This window comes from Cellvibrio sp. 25HG11W-0 (genome assembly GCF_057815475.1).
Genome location: NZ_CM174230.1, coordinates 1,078,402 through 1,095,943, shown reverse-complemented (window position 1 = coordinate 1,095,943; position 17,542 = coordinate 1,078,402). Strand labels below are relative to the sequence as shown.

Below are 17,542 nucleotides of genomic sequence, written 5' to 3'. Positions count from 1 at the left end.
GTTTAGTACGCAGCGCTGCGGCTAGGAACCTGCAGCCGCCGCAAACACCAAAGCCCCAACAGCAATACCGCAGCATCGCGCAAGCGCATGAGCGCCAGCACGCCTACTGCTGCACCAACAGGCAAGTCAAGGCTGTGAAATGCCCAGAGCAATGCGGCTTCGAGAGTGCCTATAGCACCGGGCAACGGCAATAAAAAAGACAAGCGCATAGCAACCAGAATCACTAAAAATTGTGTGCCGCTCACGTCTAAACTAAAAAAATGTAGCAATACATAGAGTTCGCCCAATAAACCCAGCCACGCCAGCAGTGAGAGCAACAAAGCATTTAACAAACTGCTTTTTTGCTGCACCAACAGTTGCTTAAACCTTGCACTGAGTTGCTGCCATTGGGTGTCTATAGTGGCTAAACGCTGATCTTGCTGCCAGTGTCGCGCAATCCGCTCTAGCCAGTTAAAAATACCTGCAGGGCGTTGCAATGCCCAGCTGATACAAACCATCATCGCCACTAACACCAACGCGAGTGCTAAAGCGACATTTGACCAAGCAGCAAGCTGAGTTGCCGGCGATGCGAGCAGTAACAACACGCAAATTAATAAGAGGCTGAAGTTGATCCAAAATTCATAGAATCGATCCACGCCTAACACCAATAGCGCATCGGCTAGCGGAATTTTTCCTCGCTGCCACAGCCACAAGAGTTGCAATGGTTCACCACCAAATTGCGGCCCGGGAGTAATAAAGCTAATGCACTGCCCCGCTTGGCGAATGAACAGCAAACGCTGGAAACTGAGCGGTAATTGCAACGCGCGACCGAGCAGCCACCAGCGCGCGTTAAGCACGAGAATAATCGCAGCATTTAAGCTCAACCAAAATATCCATTGCCCAATACTGAGCTGCGCAAGATTCGCACGTAAATCTGCAAACGGCAGTTGACTGAGAATAGCGCCCACCATTAGCAAGGCCACAAGCCATAATATTTTCGGTAGGTATTTACGCCAAGCGGCGTGCGCGACTGTCATTTAGCGCGCGTCTTTGTGGTTGGCACTGGCGTGAGTCGCCGACTGTGCAGCACCATCGTAGCGCTGGACCCAGTGATCATCCCACTGCCAAACGCTAAATCGCCCCGTGCCCAACAGCAAAATCCAACTACTTAAAAATACTGCGCACTGGAGTGCGAAGCTCGCGCTGTAGGCCGTTGCTTCTAAGGCTACAATCACTAATAACAGCAATGCACCAAGGCGACCGAGGCAACCGAAAACGACAGCTAAAAGGCCCGAGAGTGCGAGATAAAAGCTGACAGTAGAAACCTGTATTGTTGTGTACAAAACGCCAAGAGCAATGACCAAACCAAAGCGCATGAGCGGCTGTAAAACGGTAAAACTGAATTGCTCAAGTTGCTCAAACTGGCGCTGCGTTTGCGCCAGCTGCGAATTAATTCGTCCAGACACCACCAGCCAATCCACCACAAACCCCACGAGTATCGGCAGAGTAAACGCCACGCCTACCAGTTGCGTCATGGCTGCAGGAAAAATTGGCCAGAGCGCCAGCGCGACAAAACCCATCTGAAACCCAGCAAGGCTGCGCCGCAAAAAATTGGGCATGAGTTCATAGCAAGGCAAACCCAAACGCCCACGCCGGCGCAGTGCCCAGATAAAAATATAATAGGCCACACTTACCAATAAAAAGGAAAGGTGCAGTTTATTCAGCAGCACCGCGAGCAAGGGTGCCACGAGCAAACCCAAAGCATCAAAGGCGGTATCCAACTCACTGCCCAGCAAGCTTTCACGCTCGGTGCGACGCGCAACAAAACCATCAATACGATCGAGCGCAGCGGCGATGCTGTAAAAAATGGCAGGCCACAATGCCCAGCGCTCATCCACCACTATAAAACCTGCAGTAGCCGCGATGAGCCCACCGCGCAACAGCGTAAGACGATTCGCCCAACCCAGATTGGAGTAAAGTGCTGTAGCAGCTTGAACACAATTCAGCGCAAGGCGTAAGTGCGCACAGCGATAAACATAGCCCCACACCAAGGCCGCCAATAATAGCCAGCGCCCCGCAACCAGCCAAGTGCTGTGCTGCGCAAAAACAACGCTGGCCATTAACAGCGCTAAAACACCAAACAGACCTATGCCGTTAAGTTCGCGCTCTAGGCTGCGCAGCGGCTCATTCTGCAATCCATCACTGTGCATGAGGATCCACTTGCCGCTCAACTTTAGATGTGTGAGTGCTGCTATTCGAAACGGCAGTTAAAATAGGCGCGGGCCACAAGCCTTCATCCGAGAAAGCACGAATGAAATGATCGCGCAATTCACTCATGGGCCACACCGGCGCATTTACAGCGGGCAACATACCTTCCGTCCACCGCCAGTCGGCTATAGCGTCAATAATTGCAGGGTCGCGCGCGATGAGATGAATGGGAACATCGCGATTGTCAGTTTCGCCCGTGACTATGGGTGCAGGCTGGTGGTCGCCCAATACCAGAATCACCAAATTGTCATCGCCATAGGTAGCCGCGTAAGAGGCAATATTCGCCAGTGCATATTCCACTGACAGCGCATATTGCGCCCGAATGCGCGCAGGGTCTTTCCATACTTCCTCAGGGCTTGCACCTGAACTGGCTTGGTCATTAAAAATGCGACCATCGCCAACCTTCGTCCAATCCACCAAATGCGGGATAGGCGTCCAGGGCGCGTGCGAGGAAATAAGCGCTAACTCGCCAAAAACAGGGGGGTGATGGGGCTGACGTTCAAGCCGCTCAAATGCCGAAAGCACATATTGATCAGGCATTGTCACCCAGTTAAAGGCTTGCCCCGCATAACCCAAATCCTTGGCGGCATAGACTTGGTCATAACCAAAATAAGCGCCTTCCGGCCAAGGGATCGTGTGCGCTGGCTTGAGCGCCACAGAACGCCAGCCAGCACGCTTGAATAATGCATTGAAAGACAGACGCTGGCTCATAATGAGCCCGTCGTAGCGAACTTGGCTATCGATCCACAGACCCGACGCAACTGTACCGTGAGCCAGCCAGCTCAAACCGCCCATCGTCGGCGAACGCAAAAAACCACTGCGCGACTGCAGGCCACTGGCCGCCAAGGTTTGATTTGCTTGGCGCAAGGCAGCAGCACCTTGAGCAGCAAACTCAGGCTTATCGAGCAGAGTGCGACCATAGGATTCAATAAAAACCAACAGCACATCCTTCCCCTGCAACTTGCTAAAAAAACGCTCACGGGGCACATCACGGTAGGGGTCTTGCTCAAGCAACAGAGTAAAGCGACTTAGCTCGGTCATACTTTTTAGAGTGGAGTCCATATGCATGGACATAAGATCATAAAAATAGGTAGACATGCGCGACACGCCGGTCCAACTCAAAAGCCCCCACAGCAGCAGCGCTACTGTCAAACCCGCACCCGCAGCGCGCGGCCGATACTGTACGAGTTGCTGCACGCGCCCAAGCGCCCCGTATACAACCCAAAAAATAACGCACACCGCAGCCAGCAATAGCACTACCACAGCATAAGCACCAGGCCGCCCCAGCGTCCCCTGCAACAACTGCACGCCATTGCCAAGCAAGTAGGCATCAAAAATAGGGTTAAACGGGCGCGCATAAATTTGATAGCAGCCCATATCCGCCAACTTGACCAGCAACCCAACACCTAAAACCAAGGTCGCCAAGGCGCGCATAAACAGCCCGAGGCGCCTAGGTAGCATCAAGAGCAAACCTAAGAGCAACAATTCCAATGGGAAATACAGGAGCGACAGCGGTGTAATCCAGCTCAGACGATTGGGCAGCACTAGCACCAAAAACAAGAACACACATGCCAATAGGCTAAGTGATAGCTGCCATTTGTTACGCCACGGCGACGTATTGCTAAGAGAGTTGAAAAACATGAGGGGTTCCCAATAGAGGCTATAGCAGCATCGCAAAACCGAACTGCTCGCAAGGTCGCATTATTATTAGTGTTTTAAGCCGCCATTCTAACAAACAAATCATCTAAGACCGCAATTTCAGGCTATGCACCAAGTGTTTTTAGGATCGAACAGCTATACCTGTCCCCACACAACTGCAATACTCATCCAGTAAAACGTAAGCATGCCACCTTGTTAATCAGGTGATTAAAGGTAGTTCGTTACCACAGCGGCCTAATCAGGAGGGCAGGAGCACAAAAGCAGGCAGTGTAAGAGAAATAAAAAAACGTAAAGGCCTAATAGCTCTTGCACCAATAAATAATTTTTTTTGAAAAACAAAAGGCACTCAAAAAGCGCAACTTAAGCTCAACTTAATATTCTCCACGCAAAATAGGTGCAAAGTCCTTAGGGCCATAAGAGCGACCAAAAAAACCATTAAAAAATCTATAAAAAACGAGAGATAGTTATCAATTATTTTTCAATTAACCTACACTCGAACTATGCAAGAGGAGAAAACGTAATGAAAAGCATCCCCAACACTATTCGCACACTTATAATGCCCGCACTCATTGGTGCCGCGATTATATTTACCATGGAAAGCTTTGTTTTGGTCAGCGAGACAACAACACACCTAAATTTTGCATTAAGTTTATTTGATTCAGGCCGTATAACCTCAAGCTACTAAGATTAAGGCCCAAGTTGCGCAATTGCTTTCCTCTATAGATATATAGCGGCAACTTATGAAGTGATTGAAGTTGTTTTTAGTTGTTTTAGTTACGTATATTTACCTAGTTAAAATTCATCCGCATAGAGTTCACAACAAAATCACATACATCGCCGCTACTAATGCGAACATCACTACAGCAGCCCATAGTGATTGCGCTACCAGCGTTCAGTACCACATCACTTGGCCGTAGCTACAAGCCTCCTCCCCCACTCCCTCATTTAACACTTATTTACCCAAAATAACGCCACAAGCAAAATACCCACGTGCAAATCGTACTAAAATCCCTGCAACTACCAAACAACAATAACGTCATAAGGACTCACCTATGCACTATCTACGCATCTGTTGCGGACTGCTCGCACTACTTAACCTTAACAGCGTTGCCAGCGACCTCAATATTCAGTCATACAACCGCCCGGCTACATCACTCAATGGCAACTGGAGCTATATTGTTGACCCCTATGACAATGGCTTTTACAACTATCGCTATGAAGCCTTTGACCAACAGGACGCACCGTCAAAAAATGCATTTTTCACCGATAGCAAACCCCAATCACCTTCAGATTTAATTGAGTATGACTTTGATAAGGCCGACCAACTGCAAGTGCCCGGCGATTGGAATACGCAAAAAGAAAAACTGTATTACTACGAAGGTAGCATTTGGTATCGCAAAAAATTTGATGCCCCTAGCACCCATAAAGAAGAGCGAACATTTTTATATTTTGGTGCGGTGAACTACAGTGCGGATATCTATCTCAACGGTAAAAAATTAGGTACACATATTGGCGGCTTCACACCGTTTCAATTCGACGTGAGCGGGAAACTGTTACCAAAAGACAACTCTTTAATTCTACGGGTTAACAACAATCGTCACGCCGATGCCGTTCCCACGTTAAATACTGACTGGTGGAATTACGGAGGCATCACACGCGAAGTAAAACTGTTCGTCACGCCGAAACTGTTTATTCGCGATTACCAACTGCAGCTGGATTCAGCCAGCAGTAAAACAATAAGCGGAAAAGTCTATTTAGAAGGCGCTAAGGGCGGCGAGAAAATTACGCTGCGCCTGCCTGAATTAAACATACAACAAACACTGCGCGCGGATAACAACGGGATTGCGACCTTCACACTTGCAGCAACCGCTGCAGAACTATGGTCTCCCGCAAGCCCCAAGCTCTATAGTGTTGAACTGCGCGCTGGAAAAGATAAAATTACCGACCAAATTGGCCTGCGCACAATTCGCACCAGCGGCAAGCAATTACTGCTTAATGACAAACCCATTTTTTTACGCGGTATTTCTGTTCACGAAGAATATTCTGCCGAGGGCGGTGGACGCGTGCGCAATGCGCAAGAAGCAAAAAAACTATTAGAGTGGGCCAAATCGCTCAATGCCAATATGGTTCGCCTCGCGCACTACCCCCACAGCGAAGATATGGTCCGCCTCGCCGATCAAATGGGCATTTTAGTCTGGTCGGAAGTACCCGTGTATTGGACAATCGCATGGAAGAATCCAAAAACCTATAACAATGCCGAAGCCCAACTAAGCGCTATGATTGAACGAGACAAAAATCGTGCGGCTATTATCATTTGGTCGCTGGCCAATGAAACCCCTGTATCTACCCTGCGCACTGAATTTCTCACGCGCCTAGCGCACAAAGCGCGCAGCCTCGACAGTACCCGTTTACTCAGCGCAGCGATGGAAAAACACTATAGAAGCGATAACGCTAATATCGCAGTAGTAGAGGACCCTCTCGCCGAGGTGGTGGACATGGTGAGCTTTAATCAATACATAGGTTGGTACGATGGCCTGCCAGAAAAAGCCGATCAAGTTCGCTGGGAAATCGCCTACAACAAGCCCGTCTTCATCAGCGAGTTTGGTGGCGGGGCGCGCCAAGGCTATCATGGGACAACAGATCAAATTTTTACGGAGGAATTCCAAGAAGATCTTTATCAAAGATCTGTAAAAATGATCGATAAAATTGATGGTTTGGTTGGCACCTCGCCCTGGATATTGGCAGACTTTCGCTCACCGCGCCGCCAACTAAGCGGCATCCAAGACGACTACAATCGCAAAGGGCTTTTGTCAGAAAAAGGAACGCCAAAAAAAGCGTTTTATGTTCTTAAAAAATACTATGACTACAAACAAGATATCTATGAGAAAAAGTACACAGTACAAGAGGCCGACATACGAAACGCACCAAAACAAGACACAGCAAAACAAGACATAGCAAAAAAAGATCCCCCCCAATAAAATACTTAAACCAAGACGCTCTCACGAAAGGAACAGAACATGAAACACAAGGCGAGTAGCTACGTGCTTTGAGACGCCGAATTTAGCTCAATCCATCACAAGATTCACTCATCGCAGCCATTAAGAGACGCTTGCTGCGATGAGTCATTCCACGTACTTCGACAGCCCCTAACGCAACTGCTATATTTAACGTCGTCAGCAGATAGCGCAATGACAAACATTTTATTTTTGCTCAACAACTCGCACTGAACTTATTGAAGACCCCCTCTTCCAGATGCTTGCATGGAAAGTACATCATGATTGGATATCAACCACAGCATCACCCATTACGACTGCGCGTGTCGCAATGCGCCTGCCACCGCGTTAATGTATTTGTGTTGAGCAACACAAATACCGCTGGCGAGGCATCAGTATGCTAAACAAAACGCCCAATGAGTTACTGGAGCTGCGTCAACTAGCAGAAGCGCTACTTAAAAACCCATCAAACCAAACACTTATACATCACGAGCGAGAACAAGAATTTCAAAGTCGCCAATTAGATATATACCGCATGGCGCTCGAACTACTTCAGGAGGAACTGCGCACCACTAAACGCATGCTTGAAACCTCACAAGCTATCGCAAAGGTCGGTAGTGTTGAATTTGATATAGCGACAAAGCAGCTTTATTGGAGCCCAGAAACATATCGCATTCACGATACCAACCCCAAAGAATATTCGCCCTCGCTGCTCGATAGCTTGGATCATTATGCCGAAAAAGATCGCAACGCCCTCGCCACCGCATTGAAGCGCGCGCAAACACACGGCGAATTATTTGACCTAGAAGTACAAAAGAAAACATTTAAAGGGCGCCTAATTGATTTACGCACCACCTGCACTATAACGCTAGAGAATGGTAAGCCCACTAAATTAACCGGCATCTACCAGGATATTACCGAGCGCAAACAAGCGGAACGACGCCAGCAACACCATAACTGTATTTTTGAAATGCTGCTAAACCGCATTCCACTAGTTCAGATACTCGATACCATCACCCGCGATGTCGAACACATAAACCCCTCTATGCTCTGCAGCATTGTATTACTGGATGAGGATGGCATTCACTTGCGCCACGGCGCCGCCCCAAGCCTCCCCTCAGATTACATACAAGCCATCAACGGTGCCGCTATAGGCCCCAGCGCCGGCTCTTGCGGTAGCGCAATTTATAGCGGCCAAAGGGTCATAGTGGAAGATATTAAGACGCACCCTTATTGGGCTGATTATCGTCACTTAGCTAAAGCAGCTAATTTACAATCCTGTTGGTCGCAACCGATATTATCCCCACTTGGCAAGGTGCTGGGCTCTTTTGCTGTTTATCATCGCACCCCCTGCACGCCCACGGATGCCGATTTAGCCCTTATTGAAAGTGAAGCCCAATTGACCGCATTGGCGATTGAAAAAAATCACACCGATGCCCGCTTACGTATGGCCGCAAGTGTTTTTACCCACGCGCGTGAAGGCATTATGATTACCAACGCTCAAGGTATGATTGTTGAGGTAAACAAAACTTTTAGTCAAATTACTGGCTATACCCGCGCCGACGTTCTTGGTAAAAATCCACGTATCCTAAAATCCAATGAGCACTCCACAGAATTTTTTCAACACATGTGGCGCGACCTTATTCAAGATGATTTTTGGAGTGGAGAGCTTTGGAATAAACGTAAAGATGGCACGCACTTCGCCGCGATGATGACCATCAGCGCCGTAAAAAATAACAATGGCACCACACGCAATTACGTTAATTTATTTACCGACATAACGCCACTCAAGGAACATCAACAACAACTTGAATACATTGCACACTACGATGCGCTAACCCAACTCCCCAATCGCGTATTACTTGCTGACAGACTAAAACAAGCTATTGCGCACAGCCATCGCAGCGGATCATCGCTCGCAGTGCTCTATTTAGATTTAGATGGTTTTAAAACCGTTAATGACAACCACGGCCACAGCGTGGGCGATCAACTCCTCGTCTGTCTAGCGCAAAGCCTGAAAGCCGCATTGCGTGAAGGCGATACACTCGCGCGCATTGGTGGCGATGAGTTTGTCATAGTGCTAGCAAATTTAACTGACACTGATGACTACCTCCCCATAGTGAAGCGCCTGCTTGATACTGCGGACGAAATACATATTATTGACAATCACCCCCTGCGCATTTCGGCCAGCATAGGTATAACGCTTTACCCACATGATAAAGCAGAAGCCGATCTTCTTATGCGTCATGCAGATCAAGCAATGTACCTCGCCAAACAAGCGGGTAAAAATTGTTACCACCTGTTTGACGTAGCCCAAGATGTAGCCACTAAAAGTCAACACGAAAGCATTGAACGTATTCGTACAGCCTTTAATCACAACGAATTTGTGCTCTATTACCAGCCCAAAATAAACATGCTCAACAATGAAGTTATAGGCGCAGAAGCATTAATTCGCTGGCAACACCCCGAGCGCGGCTTGCTCGCTCCTGCAGCGTTTCTACCTACAATAGAAAATCACAGTTTTAGTATTGAATTGGGCGAGTGGGTCATTGCCAGCGCACTGCAGCAAATACTTGACTGGCGCGATGCAGGGTTGGATTTACCCGTGAGCGTCAATGTAGGTGCACTGCAGCTACAACAACCGCACTTTGCTATTCAGCTGGGGAAAATTTTAGCAAAATATCCGAGCGTTAACCCCGCACTCTTATTATTGGAGATTTTAGAAACCAGTGCACTGGAAGACATCAATGAAGTAGCATTACTGATGCAAAACTGTACTCGTCTAGGCGTTAACTTCGCGGTAGATGATTTTGGAACTGGCTATTCATCACTCACTTATTTAAAACGCTTGCCAGCACAAATGCTTAAAATTGATCAAAGCTTTGTGCGCGACATGCTCGACGACACCAATGATCTCGCCATCATCAAGGGTATCATCGGCTTAGCAGACGCCTTCCATCGTCAAGTAATTGCTGAGGGCGTAGAAACCCTCGCACACGGTAAATTACTGATGTCACTCGGCTGCGACTTAGCCCAAGGCTATGGCATAGCGCGACCTATGCCGGCCACCGCCATGCCGAAATGGGTTGCCCAATGGCAGTCACAACCCAATTGGATTGAAGTGCCAGATAAAAAATAATCTCCTCGTAATATAATTGGGGCAGCTATGTATCAGAATTTTTCTGCCAGTTTGTTACAACTTGGTTAAAAAATTATTAGCACACCATTACTACTGTGCAACAAATTTGACGAGCCCTGTGATTACACTAAAAACTGACTTGCAATTTGAACCATGCGCCCCAAGGTTAGTTGAAGGAGCTATAGCCCCGCTCCACCCCAACGTATAAGAATCGCTATGAACAATGTAAATTTAATCTATTCTCCAACAGCAAGTTATTGATGTAACCTCGTTACAATTCTATTTAACAGTTGTATCAACCTAGGATGCTATTTATGAAAACCGTTCCCAATGTGACGTTTAAAACTCGCGTACGCGATGAAAGTATTAAACACGAAAATCCCTTTCGCTGGCAGGATGTCACCACTGCAGATGTTTTCGCAAACAAAAGTGTCATTATTGTAGCGCTCCCTGGGGCCTTCACGCCGACATGTTCTAGCACCCACCTGCCTGGCTACGAAGCTAAGTACGATGAACTCAAAGCCCTAGGTATTGATGACATTTACTGCTTGAGCGTGAACGATGCGTTTACTATGTTTCAATGGAGCAAAAATTTAGGTATTAATCACATCAAAATGTTACCTGATGGCAATGGTGAGTTTACCCGCGGTATGGGTATGTTGGTGAAAAAAGAAAATCTAGGTTTCGGTAGTCGCTCTTGGCGTTATAGCATGCATGTCGTCAATGGCGAAATTCAGGCGCAGTTTATTGAGCCCGGTTTAGTTGATAACTGTCCAGAAGACCCTTTTGAAGTTAGCGACGTAGATACTATGCTGAACTATTTAAAAAAACGCGCCTAATCGAATGCGCTAAGCAACAATACTAGAAGCACCCCTACATCATAAGTACCAGCCCTACATTGAGGCGGTACTTATCCTTCATCGCTTCAGCCATTAACTTTCCCCCAAGGATTTACCCATGACGTACGACTTCGACTTATTTGTGATAGGCGCTGGCTCCGGTGGAGTGCGCGCTGCGCGCATGTCAGCAGGCTTTGGGGCAAAGGTCGCTATTTGTGAAGATCGCTACATGGGCGGAACCTGTGTCAATGTCGGCTGTGTCCCCAAAAAGCTGTATGTCTATGCATCGGAATATTCCAAGCAAGTCAAGAATGCAAAGGGGTTCGGTTGGTCGACACCAGCACCTAGCTTTGATTGGACAGTACTGCGCGACAATAAAAAAGATGAGATTAAACGACTTAATGGTATTTACGAAAATTTGCTCAAAAATGCCAATGTCACCACATTTGATGGTCGCGGAAAAATTATTGATGCGCATCATGTTCAAGTCAATGATGTCATTTACAGCTGCGAGCGCATTCTTATCGCCGTAGGGGGCTGGCCTTTTGTGCCGGACGTCCCTGGCCGCGAACACGCCCTTACCTCCAACGAAATATTTGACCTTGAAATATTCCCGAAAGACATCCTCGTCGTCGGCGGCGGTTATATTGCCGTAGAATTTGCAGGTATCTTTAACGGCCTCGGTGCCAAAGTTACACAACTCTATCGTGGCGATTTATTTTTACGCGGCTTTGACGAAGAGGTGCGGCATTTTTCCGCACAAGAAATTGCCAAGCAAGGCGTTACACTACGATTCAATACAGATGTCAGCTCTATAACCAAGGGCACGGATAATAGACTGGTCGTTACTTTAACCGATGGCAGTATATTGAATGTCGATACGGTGCTCTACGCTACTGGGCGCAAGCCACAATTAGATCAACTACTTGAAGCGGGGGTGGAAATAGCACTCAACGAAAGTGGCCACATTCAGGTAAATGATAAATTCCAAACCTCGATACCCAGCATTCTCGCAGTGGGGGATGTTACTGGCGGTATGGAACTGACGCCGGTTGCACTCGAAGAAGGGATGACGCTCGCGCGCCACTATTACCATCAGCAACCCTGCGAAATGGATTACAGCAATATCGCCACAGCCGTGTTTTGCCAACCGAATATTGGCACTATAGGCATGACCGAAGAACAAGCGCGCAAGAAATATCCTAATGTGAAAAAATTTCGCAGCGAATTCCGCGCACTAAAACACACATTGAGCGGCTCCGATGAGCGCACATTAATGAAACTGCTGGTGGATGGCGATACCGATAAAGTAGTAGGGGCGCACATGGTCGGCCCTGATGCAGGAGAGATTATGCAAGGCCTAGCCATTGCAATAAAAGCGGGCGCCACTAAAGCCATGTTTGATGCAACCATTGGCATTCACCCCACCGCTGCGGAAGAGTTCGTCACCATGCGCACGCCGGTGTGATCTTTAGACGTCTACATGAGCTATCAACAGAAGAAACAAACCGGAAAAAATTTTATGACAGATACTGCAGGCGAAAATAGTACCAGCCTAAATTCGCCCTGCATTCGCAACTGCTGCCTTGACGAGCAGGATATTTGTTTGGGTTGCTATAGAAGCATTGAAGAAATTACCGGCTGGTACAAGGCTAGCGATATGAATAAGCATGAAATTTTAGCCCGCTGCGCGCACCGCAAAGCGGCTAAAGCACAGAGTAGAAGCTGGCGCTAACTATTGTGAGCAATAATGATTAGAGAAAATAGTTATTTACTATGTCATGCACCTCAAGCACATCGACACCGGCCATACCCGCACTAGCTGCGGCCTGCAAACCCAATTTGGAATCTTCAAATACCACACAGTTTTCTGCTTTAGCACCGAGCAATTGCGCACAGCGCAAAAAGGTGTCTGGTGCTGGCTTAGGATTAATAACTTGATCTGCACCGACGATAGCACCCATCAAGCGATCAAGATTACAGAGTTTTAAAATCGTCTGAGCTTCAAGTGTGTTAGCGCCTGTACCTATGGCCATGGGCTTTTTACCTTGATAGGCCAACGCAATTTCCATCAGCGCCGTTGGCTTTACGAATTTATGCATATTTTCGTGCACATATTGCTCCTTGAAATCATTCATATCGTCGATACTAGCACTCACCTCACACTGAAATTTTTCAATCAAAATTTCAAGAGTACCCTTCGTCGGCACACCGGCAAGAGAGCGCATTAACGGACGATCTATGGGAATCCCATAATTAATCAAGGTAGCAGACCAAGCGTGCTCATGGAGCTGACCGCTATCCACGAGAGTACCGTCCATATCAAAAATCAAGGCATCATAGCTATCGTACATAAACCACTCACTTATCAGGCATATTTAATTAACCGAATTAGAGCATATTTCCTGCAACGATAGTTAAGCCTAAGCACAACTTTACGACACCTGGCTCTTACACCCACTCGCAGCTGTAGGTGCCTTACCTGCAATGGTAGGCACTTATAAATAGACCCGCGCAATCTTTGCATACCCACCTTAACATCAGCTATTAACCGCAACGAAAAAAAGCACAGAGTATTACCTTCGCCAAAATTCAATAAAATCTACACATGAAATTTAGTCGCGATAAACCATTGATGTCGATGGCGAAGAAAAATCTGTCACTTCAAAAAAGGCTGGCGCTTTAGCAGCATCAATACGCGCAGCTAATTCACCTAAATGGCGGGTTGGCACAGCGGGAAAGAGATGATGCTCAGCATGGTAGAACATGCCGCACGTTAAAAAATTTAACAATGCATAACGACAAGAGCGCGCATTGGTAGGTGCGTGTTCGCAATCGTGATGCACTCCCCAAATACCCACCATTGGGGCCAACACATTGGCCGCCACCATCATTAAGGTATAAAGCATAAACACAGGCGATTCGAACCAAACCCAAATCACGCTCTGCATCAATAAACTGACCACAAGCTCAGCCATTACCCAGCGCTTTTGTGCCCAAGGTGCATCCCGCAAGGCAGCAATGTGAATATAAATTGGATAGATGGGGCTTTTTAGCAGCGCGCGAAAAAAAGATAATGTGGCAAGCTCACCCTCAATATCACCCTTTTGCATGCAGTGTTTGTGATGGTACATATGGGTGTAATTGATAGCGTGTGACGAACCCAACATGATAAAGCTAATAGCAAACATCACGAGATGATCACCCCAGCGCGACAAGCCCAAGGTGCCATGGAAAGAATTGTGCGCCACCCGCAAGCCCAACATGAACACATAGACAACACAGATACCCATTCCGACATTCCAGCCCTGTAGCCCACAATAGAAAGCTCCGACCAACCAAGGCAGGGGCAGGCAAAGCTCACGCAGGGTTTCAAAGCGATGGTGAACAACAAGATCTTTCCACGGCACGGTTTTGTAATTGAAATTGGGGGCAAGATGATCGCAATGATTATTCATGATGACCGCCTTCACAGACATCAGCCTCACAACCGCGTGACTTAAATGCACCTGGACGCAAGCGGGTAAATAATCGATACCAGTGATCACCGAATCTTACGAGTCGCGGATGGCGATCAAGCAGCGCCGCCAGATGCCGATAGCCGGGCAGGTAAGCCCACATCACCCGGTGCCCAGCTAGACCTACATGAAGCTTACCATCGGCATCCAGTACATGAAGCAGCTCCATAGCAGCAGCAAAATCAATCCCCATATCTGCTGCTAACGGGCGCTGACTGCGCAGGTCAACCCAATTGATTCGCTGATCTTTATCCAGCCTTTTACAAAACCGTACTTCCCGGCGACAAATGGGACAGTCGTTGTCAAAAAATACCGTGATACTTGCAATAGAGTTTGATGATGTAAGCATGGCAGCCTCCTAATTAGCGCTTAATGCGCTGGGAATGACTGCACTTTAGGGCAGCAAAAGCCGGTAGACTTCCGCTTTTATAAGACAGGGATAGAAAAATGAATTTTAATTTTTAAGCCTTTAAAATCAAATACTTAAAAAACAACAAAATGATAAAAGAGAATAAAATTACAGAAAGTAACCAGCAATGGTTCGATGCAAGCATGAATTTACACACAGCAATGTTGAGCAACGTCATAGCGCTCAAGGCTCCTCATTAACCACAAAATGCCACTTCAATGTTTAAGTGCTTTTCTAAACCCGCCAGGGGTAACACCTTCGATTTCCTTAAAGGCACTATAAAAATTAGACTGCGACGCAAAGCCCACCGATAAGCCGATTGCCAACACTGAAGCCTCAGGCTCATCTTGGAGCATACGCTTGGCTTCATCGACACGATATTTACGCAGTAATTGCGAAAACCCCATCTCTAGCTCATGGTTTACCAATTCCGACAATTGATGGGTGCTTAAGCCCAGCTGCGTGGCGACTTGACTCATAGTAAGGCCGCTTTCCAAAAACGCTTTTTCAGTCCCCATAAATAAGTGCAGGCGCGCGAGCATGGCGGGCTTATCTACCCCCGCTAAGGTGGTACTGGCGTAACTGGTGCGGGCAGCCTCTTCTGTATCGGTAATAAAATAGGGGAATTTAAGCACCAGCAGGTGCATTGAAAATACACTCCCCCCCACCAACAGTGCATAGCTCGCCAGTAACCATTGCACGCTATAAAACGCACTCGCCACTGCTGCAATTAAGAGTACAACTGCCATTACCACAAACAGGGCATACATAATTAGCTCTAAACTCTGACGCTTATAATGTTTGCGGCTTTGCAGTACAAAGGCCATAAAGTAAGTCGCGTAAGCAACACCAACACCAAACGAAAGGGGCACTATCCAGCGGTTTTCAAGCCATGGGTTAATCCCAATCAAGGTTGCCTGCACAACCAGTAAACCACTTAAATAACGTTTACTGGCCAACAACTCGCGGCTGAATAGAAAAAAGCCTAAGGCGCTGAACAACAACGCATAAGAATATAATTTGGAAGCAAACAGATATTCGGGTGAGGTCAGGTAAAGTAACTGTAGCGTTTGCGATGTCACCATTCCGCCCAACAAGCATATCAACCCGAGCTTGGCGAGTGGCGGATGATCAAAAGGATACACCCAAAAATATGCCAGTAAAAACACCACGCACGCCACTAGGGTATAGCCACAGATAATTGTCAGTAAGAGATCGGACATAAACAGCCTTAGCATGATTAAAAGGACAGGCAAACATTTACCACTATGGAGCAAGAGATGCACGAGAGAATTAGAGTGCGCAATCAACAATCCCTACAAAACCAGGACCATATAGCACACCAAGCTCCCGAACACCCAACAAATGACCAATCGCCTCAAAAACCTCACACCGATTGACACCGCGATGACCCACCGAGAATACCCGCGATGGCAGACGTAGATCATTCGAATACAAGGCAAACTGTATCGCAACTTGAGCATTACTTTTGCGCATTAAAGAACAATCATTGCACAATGCCAGTTACACTGTTAAATCAAAAGGATTGGGTTACTTGCCCACTAAAAATAACTATACCGCAGAGGAATTTATGAAAATTATTATCATTATCGGGATTTTGTTAACTTGCATCTATTTTTGGAATAGCCGTTCCAATACTGCCAACACCTCTATTTCTGCAAGTCAATGCGCGAGCATGGGCGGAAAACTCACCGAACATGGCTGTGAAACTCCTATGACAAAAGAGGGATGCGAATCGCTAGGCGGCACACTTCGTGACGGTAGCTGCCAAGTGAGTATGTCTGCAGCTGAATGTTCAAATATAGGCGGCACACTTTCTTCAGATGGAAACTGCCTGCGTTAATCCTGCTTTTTACTGCCTAATTGCTAATTTATGGTTCGCGGTAAACCGAGGGAAGAGCATTTCCTTCCCTCGTCAATATGGTTTCAAGCTAGACATTAAAGGCATTCACCATCGCCCTCTCAGTCGTCACACAAACTCAGCCCCTCCCTTCCCCACAAAAATTCAGAAAGCCGCATTCCAATGTTCGCTGCTCGCGAGCAATCTACATACTTGTAGACTATTGGTAGCAGGTCTAAATATCCTAATAATATTATCAATACACTTCTGAAAAATCACATACAAATGTTATTTTATATATAAAAACATATCGCTCGTTTACGTATATTAACACTCAATAAAATAGACAATTTGGCGACACTGTGAAATCAGCACCAGTTTTTACATTGAAAAACACCAAATTCACTCGGTATTATGGCTGTTCAATGCAGTCTTACCAATTAAAATAATTGAACTGACAGTAATGGTTTATAAAACTATTTATGCCACACAATGTTTAGCTAGAGAAATGACAACGCAAACATACCAAAGAGAAAAAGAAATAATGATACGCAGGGCAACAACCATGCACAGTACAAATTGTTCATAGGCTCACTAAAACTGCCCTAGCTTAATTGAGACCACACGCTAACGAAAACAGCCTAATAGAAAAAATAAGTAAAGCTATCTATCCATTAAAAAATATCCATGCACACGTGAGCATTACCGCCAAACCTATTTACAAATTAAAAAAACAATTAAAAAAATAAGCGAAATATGTAGATATACGCTGACGGAATTATGTCGCACCTACTCTTAGCGAACCTTACTCTTAGCGCACCTTACTCTTAGTGACCATTAGGATTCAGGCTGTTTTACCATGCAGGCAGGGTGATCT

Annotated in this window: 14 protein-coding genes; 7 read left to right on the top strand and 7 right to left on the bottom strand. The window is 46.8% G+C overall.

Annotated elements, in window-relative coordinates; translation table 11 throughout:
• Positions 1-2: 2 nt before the first annotated feature.
• Genes AC0KUT_RS04575 through AC0KUT_RS04565 form a run of 3 tightly spaced genes read right to left on the bottom strand, consistent with a single transcriptional unit; the run spans position 3 to position 3,888 of the window.
• Positions 3-1,016 carry a lysylphosphatidylglycerol synthase transmembrane domain-containing protein gene (locus tag AC0KUT_RS04575; protein ID WP_488833895.1) on the bottom strand — a complete coding sequence of 338 codons (1,014 nt, stop codon included), beginning with the start codon at positions 1,014-1,016 and terminating at the stop codon, positions 3-5.
• Complete coding sequence (locus tag AC0KUT_RS04570; RefSeq protein WP_488833893.1) at positions 1,017-2,189, bottom strand: CDP-alcohol phosphatidyltransferase family protein; 1,173 nt, start codon at positions 2,187-2,189, stop codon at positions 1,017-1,019. It lies immediately after the preceding gene.
• Positions 2,179-3,888, bottom strand: coding sequence for an alkaline phosphatase family protein (locus AC0KUT_RS04565; RefSeq protein WP_488833891.1), 1,710 nt, complete (start codon positions 3,886-3,888; stop codon positions 2,179-2,181). Before AC0KUT_RS04565 ends, AC0KUT_RS04570 begins: the two co-directional genes overlap by 11 nt.
• A 538-nt stretch (positions 3,889-4,426) precedes the next feature.
• Here AC0KUT_RS04565 and AC0KUT_RS04560 point away from each other — a divergent pair.
• The 6 genes from AC0KUT_RS04560 to AC0KUT_RS04535 all read left to right on the top strand — a co-directional run bounded on the left by AC0KUT_RS04560 (position 4,427) and on the right by AC0KUT_RS04535 (position 12,612).
• Positions 4,427-4,591 carry a hypothetical protein gene (locus AC0KUT_RS04560; protein ID WP_488833888.1) on the top strand — a complete coding sequence of 55 codons (165 nt, stop codon included), beginning with the start codon at positions 4,427-4,429 and terminating at the stop codon, positions 4,589-4,591.
• A 367-nt stretch (positions 4,592-4,958) separates the two neighbouring features.
• Positions 4,959-6,884, top strand: coding sequence for a glycoside hydrolase family 2 protein (locus AC0KUT_RS04555; protein WP_488833885.1), 1,926 nt, complete (start codon positions 4,959-4,961; stop codon positions 6,882-6,884).
• 412 nt (positions 6,885-7,296) lie between these two features.
• Positions 7,297-10,038 carry a sensor domain-containing protein gene (locus AC0KUT_RS04550; RefSeq protein WP_488833884.1) on the top strand — a complete coding sequence of 914 codons (2,742 nt, stop codon included), beginning with the start codon at positions 7,297-7,299 and terminating at the stop codon, positions 10,036-10,038.
• 314 nt (positions 10,039-10,352) lie between these two features.
• The gene (locus AC0KUT_RS04545; protein ID WP_488833882.1) at positions 10,353-10,877 is read left to right on the top strand and encodes a peroxiredoxin; all 525 of its coding nucleotides are present in this window, start codon (positions 10,353-10,355) and stop codon (positions 10,875-10,877) included.
• Positions 10,878-10,995: 118 nt separating this feature from the next.
• Positions 10,996-12,345: a glutathione-disulfide reductase gene (gene gorA, locus AC0KUT_RS04540; protein ID WP_488833880.1), complete on the top strand. Its 1,350-nt coding sequence runs from the start codon at positions 10,996-10,998 to the stop codon at positions 12,343-12,345.
• Between the two features lie 15 nt (positions 12,346-12,360).
• Positions 12,361-12,612: a DUF1289 domain-containing protein gene (locus AC0KUT_RS04535; RefSeq protein WP_488833879.1), complete on the top strand. Its 252-nt coding sequence runs from the start codon at positions 12,361-12,363 to the stop codon at positions 12,610-12,612.
• 19 nt (positions 12,613-12,631) lie between these two features.
• On the opposite strand, the gene AC0KUT_RS04530 is transcribed toward AC0KUT_RS04535, so the two are convergent.
• The 4 genes from AC0KUT_RS04530 to AC0KUT_RS04515 form a co-directional block, all read right to left on the bottom strand.
• Positions 12,632-13,231, bottom strand: a complete 600-nt coding sequence (locus tag AC0KUT_RS04530) for a beta-phosphoglucomutase family hydrolase (RefSeq protein ID WP_488833878.1) — start codon at positions 13,229-13,231, stop codon at positions 12,632-12,634.
• 261 nt (positions 13,232-13,492) lie between these two features.
• Positions 13,493-14,335, bottom strand: a complete 843-nt coding sequence (locus AC0KUT_RS04525; protein WP_488833876.1) for a fatty acid desaturase family protein — start codon at positions 14,333-14,335, stop codon at positions 13,493-13,495.
• Positions 14,328-14,744, bottom strand: coding sequence for a thiol-disulfide oxidoreductase DCC family protein (locus AC0KUT_RS04520; protein ID WP_488833873.1), 417 nt, complete (start codon positions 14,742-14,744; stop codon positions 14,328-14,330). Before AC0KUT_RS04520 ends, AC0KUT_RS04525 begins: the two co-directional genes overlap by 8 nt.
• Before the next feature lie 275 nt (positions 14,745-15,019).
• Positions 15,020-16,027 carry an AraC family transcriptional regulator gene (locus AC0KUT_RS04515; protein WP_488833872.1) on the bottom strand — a complete coding sequence of 336 codons (1,008 nt, stop codon included), beginning with the start codon at positions 16,025-16,027 and terminating at the stop codon, positions 15,020-15,022.
• A gap of 266 nt (positions 16,028-16,293) precedes the next feature.
• Between AC0KUT_RS04515 and AC0KUT_RS04510 the strand changes: the two genes are divergently transcribed.
• On the top strand, positions 16,294-16,668 hold the full coding sequence (locus tag AC0KUT_RS04510) for a hypothetical protein (RefSeq protein ID WP_488833871.1): 375 nt from the start codon (positions 16,294-16,296) through the stop codon (positions 16,666-16,668).
• Positions 16,669-17,542 lie beyond the last annotated feature (874 nt).